15 protein-coding genes are annotated in these 19,790 nt (G+C 61.8%); 8 read left to right on the top strand and 7 right to left on the bottom strand.

The features are described 5' to 3' along the window. Nucleotides 1-6 precede the first annotated feature (6 nt). Both OKW39_RS31105 and OKW39_RS31100 read right to left on the bottom strand, forming a co-directional pair. Nucleotides 7-318 carry a hypothetical protein gene (locus OKW39_RS31105; protein ID WP_090806639.1) on the bottom strand — a complete coding sequence of 104 codons (312 nt, stop codon included), beginning with the start codon at nucleotides 316-318 and terminating at the stop codon, nucleotides 7-9. Between the two features lie 521 nt (nucleotides 319-839). Further along, on the bottom strand, nucleotides 840-2,987 hold the full coding sequence (locus OKW39_RS31100; protein ID WP_429564410.1) for a molybdopterin-containing oxidoreductase family protein: 2,148 nt from the start codon (nucleotides 2,985-2,987) through the stop codon (nucleotides 840-842). Nucleotides 2,988-3,466: 479 nt separating this feature from the next. Between OKW39_RS31100 and OKW39_RS31095 the strand changes: the two genes are divergently transcribed. Both OKW39_RS31095 and dctA read left to right on the top strand, forming a co-directional pair. Next, the gene (locus tag OKW39_RS31095; protein WP_090806635.1) at nucleotides 3,467-4,435 is read left to right on the top strand and encodes a LysR family transcriptional regulator; all 969 of its coding nucleotides are present in this window, start codon (nucleotides 3,467-3,469) and stop codon (nucleotides 4,433-4,435) included. Beyond that, entirely contained in the window at nucleotides 4,432-5,733 is a 1,302-nt protein-coding gene (gene dctA, locus OKW39_RS31090) for a C4-dicarboxylate transporter DctA (protein ID WP_429564409.1), read from the top strand. Before OKW39_RS31095 ends, dctA begins: the two co-directional genes overlap by 4 nt. 42 nt (nucleotides 5,734-5,775) lie before the next feature. On the opposite strand, the gene OKW39_RS31085 is transcribed toward dctA, so the two are convergent. From OKW39_RS31085 to OKW39_RS31065, 5 genes are all read right to left on the bottom strand, one after another. Next, nucleotides 5,776-6,558 carry a substrate-binding domain-containing protein gene (locus OKW39_RS31085; RefSeq protein WP_429333662.1) on the bottom strand — a complete coding sequence of 261 codons (783 nt, stop codon included), beginning with the start codon at nucleotides 6,556-6,558 and terminating at the stop codon, nucleotides 5,776-5,778. 53 nt (nucleotides 6,559-6,611) lie between these two features. Beyond that, nucleotides 6,612-7,910, bottom strand: coding sequence for an MFS transporter (locus OKW39_RS31080; protein ID WP_090806631.1), 1,299 nt, complete (start codon nucleotides 7,908-7,910; stop codon nucleotides 6,612-6,614). Between the two features lie 201 nt (nucleotides 7,911-8,111). Then, nucleotides 8,112-10,811, bottom strand: coding sequence for a CoA-binding protein (locus OKW39_RS31075; RefSeq protein WP_429564408.1), 2,700 nt, complete (start codon nucleotides 10,809-10,811; stop codon nucleotides 8,112-8,114). A gap of 10 nt (nucleotides 10,812-10,821) precedes the next feature. Next, entirely contained in the window at nucleotides 10,822-12,126 is a 1,305-nt protein-coding gene (locus OKW39_RS31070; protein WP_429402951.1) for an ATP-grasp domain-containing protein, read from the bottom strand. Between the two features lie 464 nt (nucleotides 12,127-12,590). Continuing rightward, on the bottom strand, nucleotides 12,591-13,331 hold the full coding sequence (locus OKW39_RS31065; protein ID WP_187626522.1) for a FadR/GntR family transcriptional regulator: 741 nt from the start codon (nucleotides 13,329-13,331) through the stop codon (nucleotides 12,591-12,593). 244 nt (nucleotides 13,332-13,575) lie between these two features. On the opposite strand from OKW39_RS31065, the gene OKW39_RS31060 reads away from it, so the two are divergent. The 6 genes from OKW39_RS31060 (at nucleotide 13,576) to OKW39_RS31035 (ending at nucleotide 19,784) form a co-directional block, all read left to right on the top strand. Beyond that, nucleotides 13,576-15,123: a sugar ABC transporter ATP-binding protein gene (locus OKW39_RS31060; RefSeq protein ID WP_429565465.1), complete on the top strand. Its 1,548-nt coding sequence runs from the start codon at nucleotides 13,576-13,578 to the stop codon at nucleotides 15,121-15,123. Continuing rightward, on the top strand, nucleotides 15,116-16,144 hold the full coding sequence (locus tag OKW39_RS31055; RefSeq protein WP_429564407.1) for an ABC transporter permease: 1,029 nt from the start codon (nucleotides 15,116-15,118) through the stop codon (nucleotides 16,142-16,144). Before OKW39_RS31060 ends, OKW39_RS31055 begins: the two co-directional genes overlap by 8 nt. A 68-nt stretch (nucleotides 16,145-16,212) precedes the next feature. Beyond that, entirely contained in the window at nucleotides 16,213-17,157 is a 945-nt protein-coding gene (locus tag OKW39_RS31050; RefSeq protein ID WP_429363983.1) for an ABC transporter substrate-binding protein, read from the top strand. A gap of 114 nt (nucleotides 17,158-17,271) precedes the next feature. After that, nucleotides 17,272-18,288 carry an aldo/keto reductase gene (locus OKW39_RS31045; protein WP_429564406.1) on the top strand — a complete coding sequence of 339 codons (1,017 nt, stop codon included), beginning with the start codon at nucleotides 17,272-17,274 and terminating at the stop codon, nucleotides 18,286-18,288. Nucleotides 18,289-18,345: 57 nt separating this feature from the next. Next, on the top strand, nucleotides 18,346-18,660 hold the full coding sequence (locus OKW39_RS31040; protein WP_429564405.1) for an L-rhamnose mutarotase: 315 nt from the start codon (nucleotides 18,346-18,348) through the stop codon (nucleotides 18,658-18,660). A gap of 113 nt (nucleotides 18,661-18,773) precedes the next feature. Then, nucleotides 18,774-19,784 (top strand): zinc-binding alcohol dehydrogenase family protein, encoded by a 1,011-nt coding sequence (locus OKW39_RS31035; RefSeq protein ID WP_090806615.1) that lies wholly within the window; start codon nucleotides 18,774-18,776, stop codon nucleotides 19,782-19,784. The last annotated feature ends 6 nt before the right edge of the window (nucleotides 19,785-19,790 follow it).

Below are 19,790 nucleotides of genomic sequence, written 5' to 3'. Positions count from 1 at the left end.
CGTGTTCTACGGGCGCCAGCCGCGAGCGGTAATCGGCCGACGCGTTGGGCTGCGCTCAGTTTGTTGCACGACCCGCAGTAGTGTATCGACACAGTCCAGCGCGTCCGACAGTCGCCCGAGCACGATCAGCGAGCGGGCCGCATCGAGACGACCGTGAAACATCGCGTCGCGCGGTCCGGCCCGTTCCACCATGTCGATGAGCTGCCTGATCTCGGCCTTGACCCGCGGGTAGTCGGCGGGCCAGTAGCGGGCAATCCAGTTGCGTAGTGCGCGGATCAGCACCATGCAATCGTCGTACTCGCACTGCACGCTATCCATTGTCACCCTCATTCGTATCCCGCCCGGTGCCGCAAGCGGGATGTCGACTCTTCCCAGCTCAGTCTCATTGCCTGTTCGCTTTTTGCAGATCGCACGACTCCGAAGCTCGATCGTCCATCTGCGGCCCCCATTGGGGGGAAACCACCTCCCCAATCTCGCCTGCATCTGTGAACGAAGCAAGCGGCGCGCCACGTGTCGCCGCCCGGTCGTGAGCTTGGTCCAGCCGATCGCGCGCGTTGTCGACCCGCGCCGCGAGGTTCCCGCCACGTTGACTCATTGCCAATGAAGTGACGCAGCGCGTCGACAGCGGCTGCCCGGCGGCTTCTATCGCATCCGCCAAAGCGGTCTGCCTGCCGCCGACGCGGGGGGCCAATGTCGCGAAGTTGCGAGAGCTGGACGTTGTGTTGACGTCGAGTCTTTCGTTCGCTCACCAGATTTCGGGCAAGGCAGGACGGCCGGGTAGCTGCATCGTCGCGCTCGGAAACAAATCGTTCGATTCGAACGGGGTTCTCTCTTGCGATTCAGACTACAGCTTCGATGCGTACCGGCATCGCGCTCATTACCGGCATGGCGTTGATCGGATCAAGACCAACTGTAGTGCTGAGCAACTGGTTTGGATTGGCGCCGGCGTAGGTCTCGGGCTCCTCGTCGGGCATCGGTCCCCAGCCGTGCGGGATGGACACGACGCCTCGGCGCAGTGCGGCGTCCGCTTTGACGATGGCTCGAATGCGGCCATGCGGCGAAACAATGGCCACGCACTGGCCTTCGGTCAGTCCTTGAGCAGCCAGGTCATCGGGATGCACAAAGGCCGGATTGAACGGCATGCGTCGGCGGACCGCGGGCAGGTGGTGGTACATGGTGTTCTGCACGTCGCGCACGCGCCGCACCGCCAGGCGATGCGTGAACCCCGGCGGCGCCCCCGCTTCGTTCAGTAGGCCCGCCAGTTCGCACTCGACGTCGTCCGGCATCACGTCGAAGCGCGCGGCGTTCCCTGGCTCGCCGGGCTGAACGATCATCGGTTCGATCTCGTAGACTTTCCCTTGTGGGTACAGCTTCAGTTCGTCAAATGAGATCGAGCCGTGGCGAACCAGGATCGCAAGCAGCTCTTCGGTGGTCGGCGCTGCGCGCATATCGAGCGGAACGTCGTCGAATATGATGGTCTTGCCCAGGCGCCGCGCCAGATCCCAGAATACGAACCAGTCGTCCACGACTTCGGATCCCTCCGGCGGCGTCGCCACGGCGGCCGAGTATTGTGCGTAAGGCTGAAACATGATGTAGGACTCGTAGTCGCGCGAATGCAGGTCGGCGCGCTCGAACATCAGCTTCGGTGGAATCACATAGTGCGCGAGCCGCGCAGTGTTAGTCATGAAAGGCTCGATGCATACCAGCAGTTGCAGTTGGCGCAGCGCATCGGCGATACGGCGCTGGTCGGGCACGGCATCGACTGGATTGCCGCCGTCGACCAACAGCGCGCGGATCTGGCCGGCGCCAGGCGTAGTGATTTCCTGGGCCAGCGTGCCGCTCATCTTCTGGCCGAACAGCATGCCATAGCCGCCGACACGGCTCTTCCAGCCGGATTCCCAGGAACGGCGTGGCGCAATCACTTCGGCCCGGCGCTGGTAGCGTGGGGCGACTACGCCGGGGTTCGGTACAGGGTCGCCGGGGCGAGCGAAGCGGCCACACACGACGTTGAGGCATTCGACCAGATGCTCGGCCAGATTGGAGTGCGGCGCCATGTTGGGCCCGGTTCCCGACGCGGCCGAGCCACGCTTGCGGCGCAGGCCGCCGGCCTCCCGCACGGGTTCCGCGAAGGCCGCAGCGGCGGCTTCGAGCCCTTCGACGCTTACGCCGGCGCGCTGGGCGACGTATTCGGGCGTGAACGGCTCGACCGCGCGCGCCAGTCGTCGCAGGTCCTTGACGTAGCGCGCGCAGAATTCGGCATCGTGCCAGCCGCGACACAGAATGATGCGCAGCAGGCCAGCCAGGACGGTCGGGTCCTCGCCCGGCAGCACCTGCAGGAAGACATCGGCATGGCGGGCGGTCTCGGTCTCTCGTGGATCAATCACCACCAGCTTAAGGCCGCGCTCCTTCGCTTCGTGGAGCTGCTTGACCGGATTCTGCAATGCAAAGTTGAACGTGGATAGCGACACCAGCGGATTGGTGCCGACGAACAATAGCGCGTCGGCGAGCGCATACGGATCTTTGCCGGCAGCCCAGCCGCCCAGTCGCTCAAATGCCACCCATTTGGCCGACTGGTCGATGGTCATTGTGGAGAAAAACGAATTCGAACCCAGCGCCGCGAGGAAGGCGGGCAACATATGATTGGCGGCGAGGTTAGAGTAGTTCATGGTGCCGCGAAAGGCTGCGACCGCATCGGGGCCGTGGCGCTCGATCAGTGCCTGGAGTTGCGCCGCGATCTCGGCCAGCATCACGTCAAGCGGCATCTGCACGAAGCTGCCATCGGGCTGCCGTTTCAGCGGGTGCAGGACCCGCTCGGCGCTGTTATGCGCCTCATGCAGATACGCACCCTTGATGCAGGCGTAGCCGCGCGTGAGCGGATTGTCGCGGTCGCCGCGCGCAGCAACGACGCGTCCGGCGTCGTCCAGGGTCAAGCGCAGTGAACAGTTGCCGGCGCAGATGCGGCAGGCGGTGACGGCTTCGCGTGGCACGGCGAGCTCCTCGTGTAGTGTGGCCCACACCTCGTAACCACCCACAACTTTCGGCGTAAAGGTTAAAGCCGTGCCGGATACCTGCGCGATGACAGAGCACCCGCATACGACTAGCGTTAGATCGCCGCCAGGCTGCGGCCGTTCATTCGCTATTATAAACGACGTTCATATTTTGGCAAATAGCCCGGTGACCTGTTGCGAGCGCCGCTGCCCGACCGACACTGTCATCGAGAGGCCTCGCTGTTCTAGCGCCCTGCTGCTGTCTCACACGACTTTGGCGCGCCGTGCTTTCGCCCGTTGTCGGCCAGAGGGCGATGCCCGCGTCTCTCATATGAATGACGGCTGAGTCCGTGAAACCGGCCCGTCGCGCCTCACGTCCGCAGTACCGCCGGAGGGCCGAGCGAACGGGCGTAGTTCGCAATGGGCGCTTTGAGCTGCTTCATGCAAAATAGCCGCATCCAGGATGTGGAGGATGACTCGTGGGTATCAACTTCGACTTGAACGACTTGCAGGCGTTTCGAGCAGTAGTGGAACTGGGAAGCTTCCGCAAGGCCGCCGAGGCGGTGAGCATTTCGCAGCCGGCCTTGAGCCGCCGGATCGACAAGCTCGAGGAAGCACTCGGCGTGCGTCTATTCGAGCGCACCACGCGCAGCGTCACGCTCACCACCGTCGGCCGGGTATTCGCGCCGAGCGCCGAGCAGCTGCTTGATGATCTCGACGTCGCGTTGCTCGGCATCCGCGATGTTTCTTCGAGCCGACTGGGACGTGTCACCATCGCCTGCGTGCCTTCGGTGGCCTACTACTTCCTGCCGAGCGCCGTCGCGAGCTATCACCGCCGCTTCCCGCGCATCAGGGTCAAGATGCTGGATATGAGCGCGAATGAGGTGCTTGGCGCCGTCATCAGCGGAGAGGCGGATTTCGGCGTGAGTTTTCTGGGCAGCCAGGAGTCCGAGGTCGAGTTCAAGGTTCTGCTGCAGGAGCGCTTCGTGGCCGCCTGCCGCCGTGATCACCCGCTTGCCCGCAAAAAACGCGTGACCTGGAACGAGCTTTACGAGCACGAGTACGTCTCGGTGGACAAAACTTCCGGCAACCGACTGCTGCTCGATCAGGCGCTGTCGGCCGTGGCGCCGCGTGCGCCGAGCGTCTGCGAGACGCGTCACGTAACGACCATGCTCGGTTTAATCGAAGCGGGGCTCGGTGTCGCCGCAGTGCCGTCGATGGCCATGCCCGGGCGCGATCACCCCATCCTCACGAGCGTGCCGCTCGTTGAACCAGTGGTGAAGCGGCGCGTGGGAATCGTGAGACGCCGCGGACGTCCGCTTACACCGGCTGCGCAGGAGTTTCACAGAACGATTGTCGAGATGAAGCGCGGCGGCGTCGCATGCAGCGATGCCGTGGGCAATAACACGTCTCCAAAAGAGCGGCCAGGCAGGAAAACCGCATCATGAGGTTGGCAAGACCGCTTCGATCGCTCTATCTGCAGGTTTTGCTGGGCATGATGCTCGGCATGGCGCTCGGTCACTTCTTGCCGCAAGCGAGCCCGCTGCTCAAGCCCTTGAGCGACGGGTTCATCGGCCTCGTGAGGATGATGATTGCGCCGATCGTTTTCTGCACGATCGTCTCGGGGATCACGTCGCTTGCGAGCGGGAAGGCCATCGGGCGCACAATTTTTCAGGCGCTGGGATTCTTCTATTTTTTGACAGCCGTGGCGCTTGCGCTCGGACTCGTCACGGCCTTCGTGCTGCGACCCGGCGCGGGCATGCACATCGACGCTAACCATCTGGACGCGAGCATCCTCGCGCAATATGCGAAGCACGCGCAGCCGGGCGGCCTTGTCGCATTTGCGCTGAGCGTCATCCCCGAGACGATGTTTGGCGCCTTCGACAAGGGCGAGGTGCTGCCGGTGCTGCTGCTCTCGCTGCTCTTCGGCTTTGCGCTAAATTCCTGTCCGGAGGCGGGCAGGCCGGTGCTCGCGCTCATCGACGGCATTGCCCAGGCTCTGTTCCGCATCCTCGCGATGATCATGCGACTCGCTCCGCTCGGGGCATTCGGCGCGATGGCTTTCACGGTGGGCCGCTTCGGCATCCGCTCGGTCGGATCGCTCGGGATGTTGATGGTGTCCTTCTACGTGGCATGCATGCTGTTCATTGCGCTGGTGCTCGCTCCGCTCGCGCGGCTGCACGGCTTCGCACTTTGGCGGCTCTTGCGCTACATGCGCGAGGAGTTGCTCATCGTTCTCGCGACGTCGTCGACGGAGCCGGTACTGCCGCGCCTGATCGCGAAGCTTGAGGCGCTCGGCTGCGACAAGGGCGTTGTGGGGCTTGTGCTGCCCGCAGGCTACTCGTTCAATCTCGACGGCACCGCGATCTATCTGACGCTCGCCTCGATGTTCATCGCGCAGGCGTGCGACGTGCCGCTTTCCGCGCCGCAGATCGCGATGATGCTCGCCGTTATGTTGCTCACGTCCAAGGGGGCGGCGGGTGTGTCGGGCAGCGGATTAGTGGCGCTCGTCGCGACGCTGACGGTGATTCCCGATCTGCCCGTCGCCGGGGTGGCGCTACTGGTGGGCATCGACCGCTTCATGTCCGAGGCGCGCGCCCTGACGAGCGTGATCAGCAACGCCTGCGCGGTGATCTTCGTTTCCATGTGGGAGGGTGCTTGCGATCGTACGCGTCTTGCGCGAATGCTCGGGGCGGCTGCGCCAGGCGGCGCGGGGGATCCCGCGAGAGATACCTCGGGGATGTGACAGGAAAAGGCCGCCTGAGGCAAGCCTTCATTCAGGTTTGCGTCAATGAGCGGAGACGGTATCTAGCCCGGTCGATTTGACGTCTGCCTGTACGCCAGGTGAAGCGAGGTAGTCGAGCAGGGCTTTCGCTTCCTTCGGATGCTGTGCGCTGACGGGAATGCCGCCGGCGAAACGCGTGACCGACTGCAGGGACTCAGGAATCTTTCCGACGAAGGTCGCCCCCTTGACGGGCAGCAACTCGCTCACCTGCTGGAAGCCGATTTCGTAGTCGCCGTTCGCCACCACCGAGGCTACTGGAATCCGCGGGATCATCTTCGCCTTCGGCTTGACCTGATCCTCGATGCCGAGCTTCCTGAACAACTCCCGCTCAATGTAGACACCGCTTGCGCTGTCCGAGTACGCGATCGACTTCGCATGCAGCAGGGTCTGCCGAAGACCTTCTGCCGAACTGATATCGGGTTTCACCGCTCCTTCGCGCACGACCATGCCGATGCGCGAGTCGGCCAGCTCGACCCGCGATCCGGGGATGACCTTGCCTTTCCGGATCAGTTCGTCAAGCGCATATCCGACCATGATAACGGCGTCGGCGGGCTCGCCACGCTCAAGCCGGTTGGGGATCGCTTCGGGCGATTTGCCCATCGACGGACCAAGCGCGGTGTCGAGCGTGTTGCCCGTCTCGGATGCGAACTTCGGGCCGAGCACCTTGTACGCTGCGGTAAAGCCACCCGAGCTCATGACGTGCAGGTCGGCGGCTTGCACGTTCGCCGCAACAGCCGAGGTTGCGACCAGTGCTGCGCCGCATAGTTTCAGAAACAGATTTCTCATGATCGGAGTCGTGTCAGATTGTGTGTTTAGCCGCATGCGGAGCGAGACGCGAATCAGTGCGCCGGAGTCAGCGTCGCTGCGCGGCGGCGATAGAGTGCAAACGTCGCCATCAGGGCGCACGCTGCCGCGAAGCTCATCCAGTAGCCGGGTGCGGCCTTGTCGCCAGTCATGTGAATCAGCGCCGTGGAGATCGCCGGTGTGAAACCGCCGAATACGGCGGTCGCGAGGCTATAGGCGAGCGAGAAGCCCGCGACGCGTACCTGCGCCGGCATCACTTCCGTCAGTGCGACGATCATCGCGCCGTTATAGATGCCGTACATGAACGAGAGCCAAAGGAGGGCGAGCAGCATGTTGAGGAAGCTGGGCGCGTGAGCGAGCAGCGACAAGGCCGGGTGCGCGGTCACGATGGCGAGCACCGTCATGGCGATGAGGAGCGGCCGGCGGCCGATCCTGTCGGAGAGGGCTCCGCCGATCGGCAGCCACACGAAGTTCGACACGGCCACACACAGCGTCACAAGCAAACTATCGGCGGTGCTGAGGTGCAGGACCGTCTTGCCGAAAGTCGGCGCGTAGACCGTGATGAGATAGAAGCTCGCGGTGGTCATCGCCACCAGCATCATGCCTGCAATCACGACGGTCCAGTTCTGGACCAGCGTCGTGAATACCTCCTTCATGCTCGGGCGATGCTGGCGAGCCTTGAACTCCTCGGTTTCCTGCAGATTACGACGCAGCACGAAGAGGAACGGCACGATCATGCAGCCGACGAAGAACGGCACGCGCCATCCCCACGCCGCGATGGTAGCGGCGTTCAGCGATTGGTTGAGCGCGAAGCCGAGGCCCGCGGCCACGACGATCGCCACCTGCTGGCTCGCGGACTGCCAGCTCGTGAAGAAGCCCTTGCGGCCGGGCGTGGCCATCTCGGCGAGATACACCGACACGCCGCCCAGCTCCGCACCCGCGGAGAAGCCCTGCAACAACCGCCCGAGCAGCACAAGCGCGGGCGCCACAAGGCCAATGGTCGCGTAGCCCGGCACGAACGCAATGAGGATGGTGCCGCTCGCCATGATGGAGAGCGTGACGATGAGCCCCTTGCGGCGGCCGACGTCGTCGATGTACGCGCCGAGCACGATCGCGCCGAGCGGGCGCATCAGAAAACCGGCACCGAAGACCGCGAACGTCATCATCAACGAGGCAAATTCGCTCCCGGCCGGAAAGAAGACGTTGGCGATCTGCGTCGCATAGAAGCCAAACAGAAAGAAGTCGAACTGCTCCAGAAAATTTCCGGCCGTCACGCGGAAAACCGCCGCGGCCTTTGAATGTCCCAGCGAAAGGGTAGAGGGCGAGGGGTGCATCAATGTGTCTCCTGAAATCCCGAGATATGCGGTGGTCCCGCTCTTTGTCTGTTCGGGAATTTTGGCCCGTGGCCAATCAAACGATAAGTGCAATCTTCCGAACGATTGATGTCGAATGGTTATCAATCGGCGCCCCTTTTTCGCCGCCGCCGCGCGTTAGCTGTGCGCCAGCGCGTGGCGGCGACCATCAGAGGCCAGCGGTCAGGCCACGAAACGACACTGGGAAGCGGCCGTACGCGTGTCCATATTGCGTCCGCGGTTCAAATGATCGTCAATTTCCGCAGCGCAGCCCAGCATGCGCGGATAGAGGAAGATCGTGAACGCGGCCGTTTCAAGGTCCGCCTCGCTGAACTCCCCGCGCTTGAGCGGCTGCCACAGCATCTTCAACAGCAACGCGGCAATCACGGCATCGACATTGACGCAATAGACATTGCGCGAGACACCTGCGTCGAACAAAGCCTGCACCAGCACACGGTAAAACGCATGAAACGCGTTGTACTCGCCGCGGGCTTCATAAAGGTTGGCGATGAAGATTTCCCGCGGGTCGTGGTTCACCGGCTTGTCTTTGAAGACCGGATGATTAATACCCGGAAGTTTCGCAATATCGAGGCTCCCCAACTGCTTCTGGCGCGTCTTGTACTGCGCGTATCGCTCGACGGAGCGCCGGGCGAGCGCTTCGAGGTCCACGGTATGACGAGCATCGGTCGGATCTTCAAGGCCGCTGCTGCGGAACGCCTCGTTGAGGAACGCAATGCCTTCGTAGCCGTTGCCGCCATGCGTATATCCAGTGTGCGTGAGGAACCCCGCCAGAGCCTTGTTTAGCTGCACCCGTTCGGGACTTTCCGGGCCATCGGCAGAGACTGCGCCCTTTGCGCCTTGCGCCGAAATGGCGCCGGGTCCGTTCGTGAGCAGCAAACCGACAAGGGTCTTGAACGCGAAAAGGTCGTCGGCAGTCGGTTTCAGGTTTAGCAGCGCTGCGAAGGCGATTTCCGTCAGAGTGCGTTCGCCGAGTAATTCTTCGGTGGCGAAGCCGCAAAATCCGTCCGGGCCGTGCCGCGAGGCGTCCGCTGAGGCGCCGATCATGGTGCCGAAGAGCTTTGTCCACCACGGCAAGCTTTCTGCGGTCAGGCGGGAGATCCGCTTGCGCATGAGCGGGCCCCAGGCGAGTGTCGTCGTGATCGCCGCGAGTACTGCTTCCGGGCGCGGATGGCCCGGGCCACACGACAGCCATCGGATGATTGCGGAACTTACGCCGCGCGAGGCGAGCCCGCCCAGCATGGCTTGCGCCTCTGGATCGGGTTCATCGCAGAACAGCGCTGCAGTGTCCGCGGTGTGGACGGCCTCGACATCAAAGGTCTCGTCGAACGCGTCCGTGAGCCTGGCTGTCGCGAAGGCGTCGATCATCAGTGCTGCCGCCTCGCGCGCAGCACGCTGGCGATTCGGCCCGACGATCGCCGCCGCGGCCGCGAGCACGGCATTGGGCGCATTGCCCGCCTCGCGCGAAGCCTGCGCGGCCGCCAGTTCTGGTGTCCCGTGCAGATTCACTGCAGCGCCAACAGCCACGTCGATGAGCTTTGTGTCGTTTGCCCCGCCGAACTCCCGCAACAGCGCGAGGCAGATGTTCTCCTCAAGCGAGCGCGTTGCTGCTTCGAGCATGGATACCCCGTGCAGGCTGCTCACCTGCGTTTTTGCGTCCATCTGCGAGGCGCCCGAAGCGTCCTTCAAGGGTTGGCGCGGCGGGATTGCGCCGATCTGGCTGTTCGCCCGCGTAATCTGTTCGTTGTACGGCGCGACTGCTTCCACGACCGGCAGGGCGAGGTCGTCTGGCAGTTCGATTCCCTGATCCGAGCCAAACCACGGTTTGAGCGAGAGGCTGCCTTCCGGCTCAAAGTCGGGCATCGTCGCGTTCGCGCGCATCACTGCGGTGAGCGCGGCGGGAATGTGCGCGATGTTTGTCACGACGGCGCCCTTCACCGAGCAGCATGGATCGTCCGGCGTAAAAAGACGCTCGACGTCGAACTTCTCCATGAACCAACGCTCCTTTGCAAGAGCATCGTCGGCGCCGCCCGCCATTGCGCCCGCATGCCCCACCGCGCGCGTCAGACGACTCTTCCAGCGGCCTACCACGCAGGCAACGACGGGTTTCGTAAATGTGGCGTCGGCCTCGTAGTAGCCGCCCGGCTCACAGTACAGTACGGCAGCCTTGCTGCGCGCGTCGTTGGCGAGGGCAAAGGCGAACTCCGGCGCCGCATAGTGGATGTAGACGTCCTTGCCGCTGGATACGACGGTCGTTGTACCCCAGCCGCTCATGCGCAGATATTGCGCAATGGTGGTGCTAAACCCGCCCGAGTTGGAAAAGATCGCGATCGAGCCCCGCCGCAAGGTTGCGCCGGGATCATCGCCGCCGAGCGCGCCCCCGATGCGCACCCGCTGCCAGGAGTCCGCGACGCCCAGCCCGTTCGCGCCAAAAATGTCGATGCCTGCTTGCTGGCCCATCGCGCGAATTTCCCGGGCGTCGTGCACGGAGATCTTCTCCGTAATGATAAAAATCTTGCGCAGATCGGGATTGACGCGGATCAGTTCGGCCACCCCATCGCGCGCGGCCGACGGCGGCAGATAGACGACGCCGCAATTGAAACGATGCCCGGCTTCGAGGCCTTCGCGCACGTTGTTATAGACGGGGATGTCGCCGGCAGGCGTCACGAGCACCTGCCCGCGCTTGCCAGGCGCAGTGCCGAATACGATATTCCCACCGGAAAACGCGTGGCTCACCGGCGTCACGTCCGACGACTCGCCTCCCAGAATGTTGAGCACACAAACGCGGTCCTCGCGCGTGACTATTTGTGCAAGCGACTGGATGCCGACGAAATACCTGAAATGATTATTGCCTTGCTTGACCATGTCGATCTCCTTACGCCTTTGCCGTATCCGCCTGCGGTTGCGTCTGACGTGCGCCGATGCGCGCTGCGACCTGCGCGCGCCCTCCCGATTGCATCCACGCATCGGCCTTCCGTGCGTACTGGATCACTTCGCTGATGTCGGAGTCAAAGCCGAACAGGCGATAGGGAAGACCGAGCGAATCACAGGTGTCGCGCAGTGCCGACATGCCACGAACAAGGTTTGGACCGCCGCGCCCAAGGACGACATAAAGCGGGGTGGGACCGTGCTCGCTGAAGTGCTCGCGCAGCGCATCGGCCATCGCGCGCAGTGTTTCGTAGATATCGGTGTTGTTGGACTTGCCGCCAATGATGAACAGTACGTTGGACTGCTTCAGCCAATGCCGGAAGCAGATGCGCGCCACTTCCTTCATTTTTTCGTAGGGAGGATTGCCGCCGAAATCCGAAGAGATGATGGCTGCGTCGCCCAACATCTCCGTGACGAGCGAGTTGGCCCCGCCGCCGAACGTGGGCGCGAGGATCGTTCCCTTGTCATTGATCACATAGACATCGCTTTGACCCTGGTGCGTGCGAAGCTGGTTGATCTCCTGCTCGAAGTCCGAGTAGTCGGCAGCGAACAGGTGAGCAGGCAGGCCGAGGCGCGAGAAGCGCGGGTCGTCACGGTCGAACCCGCACTTGAAGTCGCAGGCCACGGGTGTGAGCCGACCGTTCTTGTCCTCGCGCATGCGGATCGGATTCAGCTCGAGCGTCGTCATGCCGAAGTCGTGAAAGAGCTCCCAGAGCTTCGGCAATTGCTGCACGAGCGGGGAAATGATTTCGCGCGGCGCGCCGATCTCGCTCAACGCATTCGCGACGACGAACGCCTTCAGGCCGGTCAATGCATCAAAGGGCACCATTGCCACGAGCTTTGGATCGACCTCTTCGATGTCCATGCCACCCGCGTGCGACAGCGTCATGGTGGGAGCGCGAAAGCGGGTGGAATCGGTGATCGAGAAGTAGACTTCATGTTTGGCCGGTACGCCTGCTTCGAACGTGACGCCGTTCGCCTTGGCCCTCACATGACCCACGACGTGCTCGGCGAAGTACAGCCGCTCTTTCTCGGCGAGCGCCGTCTTGAGATCTGTCGCGCGCCCGAGCAACCCGGCCTTGCCCTTCTTGCCCACGCCGCCCTTGAATACCGGCTTGATAAAGACCTGCCCGTGGCGGTCGATCAGCGACTTTATCTCCTCTTCGCTGGCGCTCGGCCCCAGCACTTCGCTGGCCGGGAATCCGACGAATTGCAATAGGCGCGCGCCGTGCAACATTCCGGTGATCTGCATATGAGTGTCTCCTGAAATTCAAGGCAATGACGAATGAAGCAGGTACTGAGTCCGTTTAGCTCGCTGCGCAAGGCGCGAAAGCTCGTCTGCCGTGGACTCGCTTGAAAGCGGCGGCAGGATTCACAACGCGAGGTGGGTCATGCGAGATCGGCATCGGCTACCGTTGGCGGCACCCGTGACCGGGTTGCACTGGAATGCGGCGAAACGCTGTTCTGCGTTTCGCGCCTGTCTCCGATGCGTTCTCTGTCGACGCGTTTATGAACTTCTTGAGCATCGATATTTGCTCAAGACGCCCCGAACGAGAAGTGCAATTTTTTGAAGCATTGATGTTCAACGGTTATCAATATCGTCGAACGCCGTTACGTTGTGGCGACAAGTGCTGCTTTCATGGTGGGCCTCACGGCGATGTTCAGGATTGCGCAGGGAACTGGCCGAGCTGAAGGAACACCGGTCGACTTCGCAACTCAACCCAGTCGCACGCGGCCAGCTTTACCGTCGGCATCGTTGGGTGCAACTTTCTTGATGTCACTTCCGACCCAACGCTCTTCAGAAGATTTCAGATGCGATCGCATCGCCGCTTCTGCAGCAATAGGGTCTCCTGCTTGCAGGGCATGCAGAACATTTTCGTGCTCCTCGACCGCAGCCATCCATGTGGCCGTATTTTCGACGAGTTCGCTAATCCTCGCCCCGATCGGATCGCGCCTCGCGTCAAACAGATCGGCCACATACCGGCTCAACACCGTATTGCCGGCCGTTTCCGCGATGATCAGGTGGAATTGCCGGTCCGGTTCCACAGGAGATTTGCCGGCAGAGGCGAGGCGATGCATCGCATCCACGCTGCGCCGCAACCGGTCCAGAGAGCCGGCCGTAAGCCGCGTGCTGGCGAGCACGACGAGGCTGCCTTCGATGACGGCCCGGGCCTGCATGATTTCCGTCGGACTTTCGCCTAATACAGCCAGTGACCCTTCACGTTCGTTTGCGGTTTCGAGCACATAGACGCCCGAACCCATGCGGGTCTCGACGCTGCCGCCGATTTCCAGTGCGATCAACGCCTCGCGCAGAGACGGGCGCGAAACACCCAGTTGCTGCGACAACTCGCGCTCCGGCGGCAGTCTCGATCCCGGCGGGAAATCCCCTCCGTGGATGAGGCCGCGAATCTGGTCGGCGACTAATTGGTAAAGCCGCTTTGGCTCGGTCTGTTTCATTTTGCTGCCGGAAGGATAAATGGCCCGGGTCGTCCGTCGACCAGCGATCAAAGTCTACCACGCAAGCCTGACAAGGTTTTCAGCGCATTTTGCAGGAACAGTGCGGGTTTGCCCTTGGTAAGGCCGGAAGAAGTATCTTGCAAATTGGCTTGACCAAAATCGCCGTTTATTCTTTAATCTGCATCAGATTGGCCTGACCGGCGGCAGCGCCTCTACACAAAAGAAGGAGACAGGTGTGACAGATCTGAGCACTGACCTGGCCCCGCGCGTGGTGGACGGCTTCGCTTCGAAGGAACCCCCGGAGCTATTGAAACTGAGCGGGCTGGGCAAGCGGTTTCCCGGTGTCGTTGCACTGGAGGACGTGCACTTCGAATTGCGCCGCGGCGAAGTACACGCGATTTGTGGCGAAAACGGCGCCGGCAAGTCAACCCTGATGAAAATCGTCAGCGGGCAATACCGGCCGGATGCCGGCACGATCGTTTTTCGCGGCATGCAAAGGCGGTTCGCGTCCTCACTCGAGGCACAGGAAGCAGGCATTGCGATCATTCACCAGGAACTGAACCTGGTGCCGCACCTGTCGATTGCGGAAAACATCTACCTGGCACGCGAGCCCAAACGCGGGCCGTTCATCGATCGCGCACGACTGAATGGGAACGCCCAGCGTGCGCTCGCCCGCATTGGATTGTCGTTGCCGCCCACGAGGCTGGTGGGGACGCTGTCGATCGCCCAGCAACAGATGGTCGAAATCGCCAAGGCGCTCTCGCTCGACGCCCAGGTGCTGATCATGGACGAACCCACTTCGTCGCTCACGGAATCCGAAACCATGCACCTGTTCCGGATCATCAAGGAGTTGCGCGAGAGCGGGGTCGGCATTGTCTACATCTCTCATCGTCTCGACGAAATGAAGCAGATTGTCGATCGCGTGACGGTGCTGCGCGACGGGCACCACATTTCAACCGACGATTTCGCGGCGACCAGCATGGATGAAATCGTTGCGCGAATGGTCGGCCGGGCGCTGAACGATGCGTACCCGCCGCGCCGCTCGGTCCCGACGCAGGACGTGCTGCTGCGTGTCGACAATCTGTCGCGCGCACCGGCATTTGGGCCGGTTTCGTTCGAACTGAGGCGAGGCGAGATTCTCGGCTTTGCCGGTTTGATGGGCGCAGGCCGGACCGAAGTGGCACGGGCGATTTTCGGCGCTGACCAACCGGACGGCGGCGAGATTCATATCGGGAGCGAGCGCGTCTCGATCCGCTCGCCTATCGATGCGATTCGCCACGGTATCGCGTATCTGTCGGAAGACCGCAAGAGCGACGGCCTCGCGCTGAAGATGCCGGTCGCGACCAACATCACGCTGGCCAATATCGAGGCGGTGTCGGGTCGCGCCGGCTTCATTCGTTTCGCCGAAGAAGCGGCCATCGCACAGCGTTACGTCGAAACGCTCGGGATCCGCACGCCGACCGTCCATCAACTCACGCGCAACCTGTCCGGCGGCAATCAGCAGAAGGTTGTCATCGGCAAATGGCTGTTTCGCAAATCGAAGATTCTGTTTTTCGACGAGCCCACGCGCGGGATCGATGTCGGCGCGAAATACGCGATCTACACGCTGATGGACCAGCTCGCCGCGCAGGGCATCGGCGTTGTGCTGATCAGTTCGGAATTGCCTGAAATTCTCGGCATGTCCGATCGCGTCGCGGTATTCCACGAAGGCCGGATCGCCACGATCCTGGAGACGCGCCACACCAATCAGGAAGAAATCATGCACTTCGCATCGGGACGAAATCATGCTTGAAATAACATCCGAACAGACCACTACTGTCGACACCAGCGCGAAGCTCCGGCGTCGCGACCTGATTCAGAAATTTGCCGCGCTCGGCAGTCTGATCATGCTGGTGGCCGTCTTTTCATTGACCAGTTCCGCTTTCTTCTCGGTCGACAATGGCATGACAGTGGCCTTGCAGGTGACGTCGATTGCCTATCTCGGCGTGGCGGCAACCTGCGTGATCATTACGGGCGGAATCGACCTGTCCGTGGGTTCCGTACTCGCGCTGTCCGGTGTGGTCGCCGCGTTGCTCGTCAAGGCCGGCGTGCCGATTCCTCTCGGCATGCTCGGCGGCGTCGTGGTGGGCGGCCTGTGCGGATTCGTCAATGGCCTGTGCGTCACGCGTATGGGTCTGCCGCCTTTTATCGCCACGCTCGGCATGATGCTGGTCGCGCGTGGTCTCGCGCTTCAGATCACTGGCGCGCGCCCGGTTTCGGGACTCGGCGACGCGTTCGGCGAACTCGGAAATGGCGCATTGTTCCGCATCTCGCATATCGGGGCAGACGGGTTCCCCGATACGGCATTTCCGGGGATCCCGTATCCCGTGATCATCATGGTCGTGCTGGCGGTGGCCGTGTCGATCATGCTGACGCGCACCTCGCTTGGCCGCCACATCTACGCAGTCGGATCGAATGCCGAAGCCGCGCGGCTCTCCGGCGTCAATGTCCGCCGCGTCACCTTGTTTACCTATGTGCTGTCCGGCGTGCTCGCCGGTCTGACGGGTTGTGTGCTGATGTCGCGCCTCGTCACGGCGCAACCGAACGAAGGCGTCATGTACGAGCTCGATGCGATCGCCAGCGCCGTGATTGGCGGGACGTCCCTGATGGGCGGTGTAGGCACGATCTCCGGTACGGCCATCGGTGCGTTTGTGATCGGCGTGCTGCGCAATGGCCTGAACATGAACGGCGTATCGAGTTTCATCCAGCAAATCATCATCGGACTGGTCATTCTCGGCACGGTCTGGATCGACCAGGTCAGAAACCGTCGATGAAGCACATCGAATGATGCTATTCGAGAAGTCCAACAAAGCAGTGCAATCACCAACCCAAGGAGTGAGACATGAGAAAGATGTATCTGGCATTGGCCGCCGCACTTTTGACCGCAGTGACGGCGCACGCGAATGCGGCGAGCGGAGAGATCGCCGTGATCGTCAAGACGGCCAACTCGAATTATTGGCAGAACGTGCAAAAGGGCGCAACAGAGGGCATGAAAGGGCTGAACGGCTACACGATGACGTTTCAGGGACCGGCGACCGAGTCAGCCGTGGCGGACGAGGTCAATATGGTCGAGAACGCGGTGAACCGGCATGTCGCGGCGATCGTGCTCGCGCCGTCCGATCCCGACGCACTGATCCCGGCAATGAAGAAGGCTTGGGAGGCAAAAATTCCGGTCGTCCTGATCGATTCGCTCGTGTCCGATTCCGGCAAGCAGTATTACCAGTCGTTTCTCTCGACCGATAACGTCAAGGCCGGTGAGTTGTGCGCGAAAGCGATGATCGACCGTGTCGGACAGACGGGGAAAGTCGCTGTGATGTCGTACGTCGCCGGCGCGGGTTCCGAGATTGGCCGCGTGGGTGGGTTCCGGAAGTATCTCGCGCAGCACTCGAAGCTGCAGATTGTCGGACCGTTCTACTCGCAGTCGCAGATGGCGACCGCGCTCAATCAGACGACCGACGTGCTGTCGGCCAATCCGGATCTGAAGGGCATCTTCGGTGCAAATGAACCGACTGCTGTGGGAATGGGGCGCGCGTTGGCGCAGTCCGGGAAAGCCGGCAAGGTCGTCGCGATCGGCTTTGACGGCAACCAGGACCTCCAGGGCTTCATCAAGGACGGAACCATCCAGGCCATCGCTGTCCAGGGCTCGTATCAGATGGGCTACAAGGGTGTCAAAACGGCGGTGGATGTCATCGAACACAAGCCGGTTACGAAGCAACTGGATACCGGTGTCGTGATGGTCGAGAAGGACAACATCGATCAGCCCGCCGCGAAGAATGTGTTGTATTGAAGCGCGATGCGGACGACGCCAGACGGCGTTGTCCGCCCTTGAGTCCAGCGCTACTCAAGACGCGCTGTGAAGCGTTGAACATCCGGCAATGAATCCCTGGGAACGGAATTCCTGATGAAAGCAAGTGATCTGCGTGAGGTGTCGCGTGCCGGGGTGCAACTGAGCGCACTGGGTATGGGCTGTTCGCAACTTGGCGGCTTGTATCGCACGATGCCGCCGAAACAGGCGCGCGCGCTGATGGACGAAGCATGGTCGCTCGGTCTGCGCTATTTCGACACTGCACCGTTCTACGGGTACACGCTTTCGGAACGCCGCGTGGGCAACGCGTTGTCAGCGCGGCCACGCGATGAGTTCGTGCTGAGTACGAAAGTCGGCAGGCTTCTTCGGCCGGATCCGACTGTTCAATGCGGCGACGACGGCTGGACTGAGCCGCTTCCTTTCCGGCCGCACTACGACTACAGCTTCGACGGCGTCATGCGGTCTTTCGAAGACAGCCAGCAGCGTCTCGGTATTGCGCAGATCGATCTGCTGTATGTGCATGACATCGGTCGAATGACACACGGGGATGCAAACGTCGAATTCTGGAAACAGCTTACAGAAGGGGGCGGTTTCCGCGCGCTCGACACGCTGCGCAACGCGGGGGCGGTCAAAGCCATCGGCCTCGGCGTGAACGAGTGGCAGGTCGCGCATGAAGCCATGCAGGAATTACAACTCGATGTGACGTTACTGGCGGGCCGCTATACCCTCCTCGAGCAGGATTGTCTCGCGCCGTTTCTCGACAATTGCGTACGGTATGGGAATTCGATCGTGGTCGGCGGTGTGTTCAATTCTGGCGTGCTGGCAGGTAACGGCAAGTTCAATTACGGGGACGCCCCCGCCGGTGTCGTGTCGCGCGTCAACCGGCTGGCTGAGGTTTGCCGCGAATTCGAGGTTCCGCTACCCGCCGCGGCACTGCAGTTTCCGCTTGCGCATCCTGCGGTTGTGTCGTGCGTGGTGGGCGCGCGCAGTGTCGAACAACTCCAGCAGAACGTCGCGTGGTTTGAGCAGGCGCTGCCAGCCGGATTGTGGCAGGAACTGAAGTCGGACGGTCTGATCGCGGACACCGCACCTGTGCCCGAGGTGGTCGAGTGAGCCTGTGTATCGACGCACATCACCATTAATAGGGAGAATGTAGTGCAACGAATGGGAATGGTCATCGGTATCGATCCGCAGCACATCGACGAATACAAACGCTTGCATGCGCAGGTGTGGCCGACGGTGCTCGATCGCCTGAAACGCTCGAATGTCACCCGCTACTCGATTTTCCTGCGGGAGCCCGAGAACCTGTTGTTTGGTTACTGGGAATACGTCGGAACCGACTATGAAAGCGATATGGCCGAGATTGCGAGCGACCCGGAAACACAACGTTGGTGGAGCCTGTGCAGCCCGTGCCAGAAACCGTTGGCGAGTCGTGCGCCGTCGAAACACTGGGCACGGATGGAAGAGGTCTTTTACCTCGAATAGCGTTGTCTCGACACGGCACTCGTTTGACCTCGCCATGAAGAAACAAATTAACCGGGCTCGCATCGAAACCGCACTATGGCTTCGCGGGTTCTGTAGCTGAAAAAGGAAACCTCATGCTCACTATTATTTGTGAAACTCCCGGCGTACTACGCGCTGAGACGCGCTCACGGCCGCCGCGCGATCGCGGCGAAGTGTTGCTGCGCGTGCGACGCGTCGGCGTATGCGGCACCGACCTGCACATCTTTACCGGCAATCAGCCATTTCTCGCCTACCCCCGCGTGATGGGACACGAACTGTCGGGCACGGTCGAAGAAGCCGACACGGATTCCGGCCTGGACGCCGGCGACCCGGTCTACGTGATGCCCTACCTGTCATGCGGTCAGTGCATTGCCTGCAGGAACGGAAAAACGAACTGCTGCGTGAACATTCAGGTATTGGGCGTGCATCGTGATGGCGCATTGACGGAGTATCTAAGTTTGCCGCGTCAGTTCGTTCACAAGGCTGAAGGAATCACGCTCGATCAGGCGGCAATGATCGAGTTTCTCGCCATTGGCGCGCACGCTGTTCGTCGCGCGGACGTTCAGGCGGGACAGCGCGTGCTGGTGGTCGGTGCAGGTCCGATCGGTATGGCCGCAATGATCTTTTCACGTCTGCGCGGGGCCACGGTGACGGCGCTCGATACACGGCTCGATCGTCTCAACTTCTGCGCTGAGAAAATTGAAGTGGCGGCTACTGTGCAAATCGGTGATACCGACGTCGACGAGCTGGCGAAACTCACCGACGGCGAATTCTTCGATGTGGTCTTCGATGCGACGGGTAATCCGGCTGCCATGGAGCGCGGCTTTGAGTTTATTGCGCACGGCGGGAAATACGTGTTGATTTCCGTGGTGAGAGACAAGATCACTTTCTCCGATCCGGAGTTCCACAAGCGCGAAGCCACCTTGATCGGAAGCCGCAATGCGACTGCGGAAGATTTCGAAACTGTGCTCAGGGCCATGCGTGCCGGTCAGGTGCCCGATGCGGCACTCAACACGCACCGGATGAAGCTTGCCGATGTTCCTGCCGAATTTTCGAAACTGCTCGAACCGTCCGCAGGTGTAGTGAAAGCCATCGTCGAATGCTGACTCTGA

Origin of the sequence: Paraburkholderia sp. MM6662-R1, assembly GCF_050436245.1 — a bacterium.
In the GTDB taxonomy this organism is placed as follows: domain Bacteria; phylum Pseudomonadota; class Gammaproteobacteria; order Burkholderiales; family Burkholderiaceae; genus Paraburkholderia; species Paraburkholderia tuberum.
The sequence above is the reverse complement of the archived record's forward strand: the minus strand, read 5'-3'. Positions and strand labels throughout refer to the sequence as shown.

Bases quoted from the DNA above. Each gene is read 5' to 3' on its own strand.
- OKW39_RS31040 (WP_429564405.1), top strand. From the start codon at position 18,346: ATGGTCATCGGTATCGATCCGCAGCACATCGACGAATACAAACGCTTG.
- OKW39_RS31075 (WP_429564408.1), bottom strand. From the start codon at position 10,811: ATGGTCAAGCAAGGCAATAATCATTTCAGGTATTTCGTCGGCATCCAG.
- OKW39_RS31070 (WP_429402951.1), bottom strand. From the start codon at position 12,126: ATGCAGATCACCGGAATGTTGCACGGCGCGCGCCTATTGCAATTCGTC.
- OKW39_RS31065 (WP_187626522.1), bottom strand. From the start codon at position 13,331: ATGAAACAGACCGAGCCAAAGCGGCTTTACCAATTAGTCGCCGACCAG.
- OKW39_RS31050 (WP_429363983.1), top strand. From the start codon at position 16,213: ATGAGAAAGATGTATCTGGCATTGGCCGCCGCACTTTTGACCGCAGTG.
- OKW39_RS31045 (WP_429564406.1), top strand. From the start codon at position 17,272: ATGAAAGCAAGTGATCTGCGTGAGGTGTCGCGTGCCGGGGTGCAACTG.
- OKW39_RS31035 (WP_090806615.1), top strand. From the start codon at position 18,774: ATGCTCACTATTATTTGTGAAACTCCCGGCGTACTACGCGCTGAGACG.
- dctA (WP_429564409.1), top strand. From the start codon at position 4,432: ATGAGGTTGGCAAGACCGCTTCGATCGCTCTATCTGCAGGTTTTGCTG.
- OKW39_RS31105 (WP_090806639.1), bottom strand. From the start codon at position 318: ATGGATAGCGTGCAGTGCGAGTACGACGATTGCATGGTGCTGATCCGC.
- OKW39_RS31080 (WP_090806631.1), bottom strand. From the start codon at position 7,910: ATGCACCCCTCGCCCTCTACCCTTTCGCTGGGACATTCAAAGGCCGCG.
- OKW39_RS31055 (WP_429564407.1), top strand. From the start codon at position 15,116: ATGCTTGAAATAACATCCGAACAGACCACTACTGTCGACACCAGCGCG.
- OKW39_RS31085 (WP_429333662.1), bottom strand. From the start codon at position 6,558: ATGAGAAATCTGTTTCTGAAACTATGCGGCGCAGCACTGGTCGCAACC.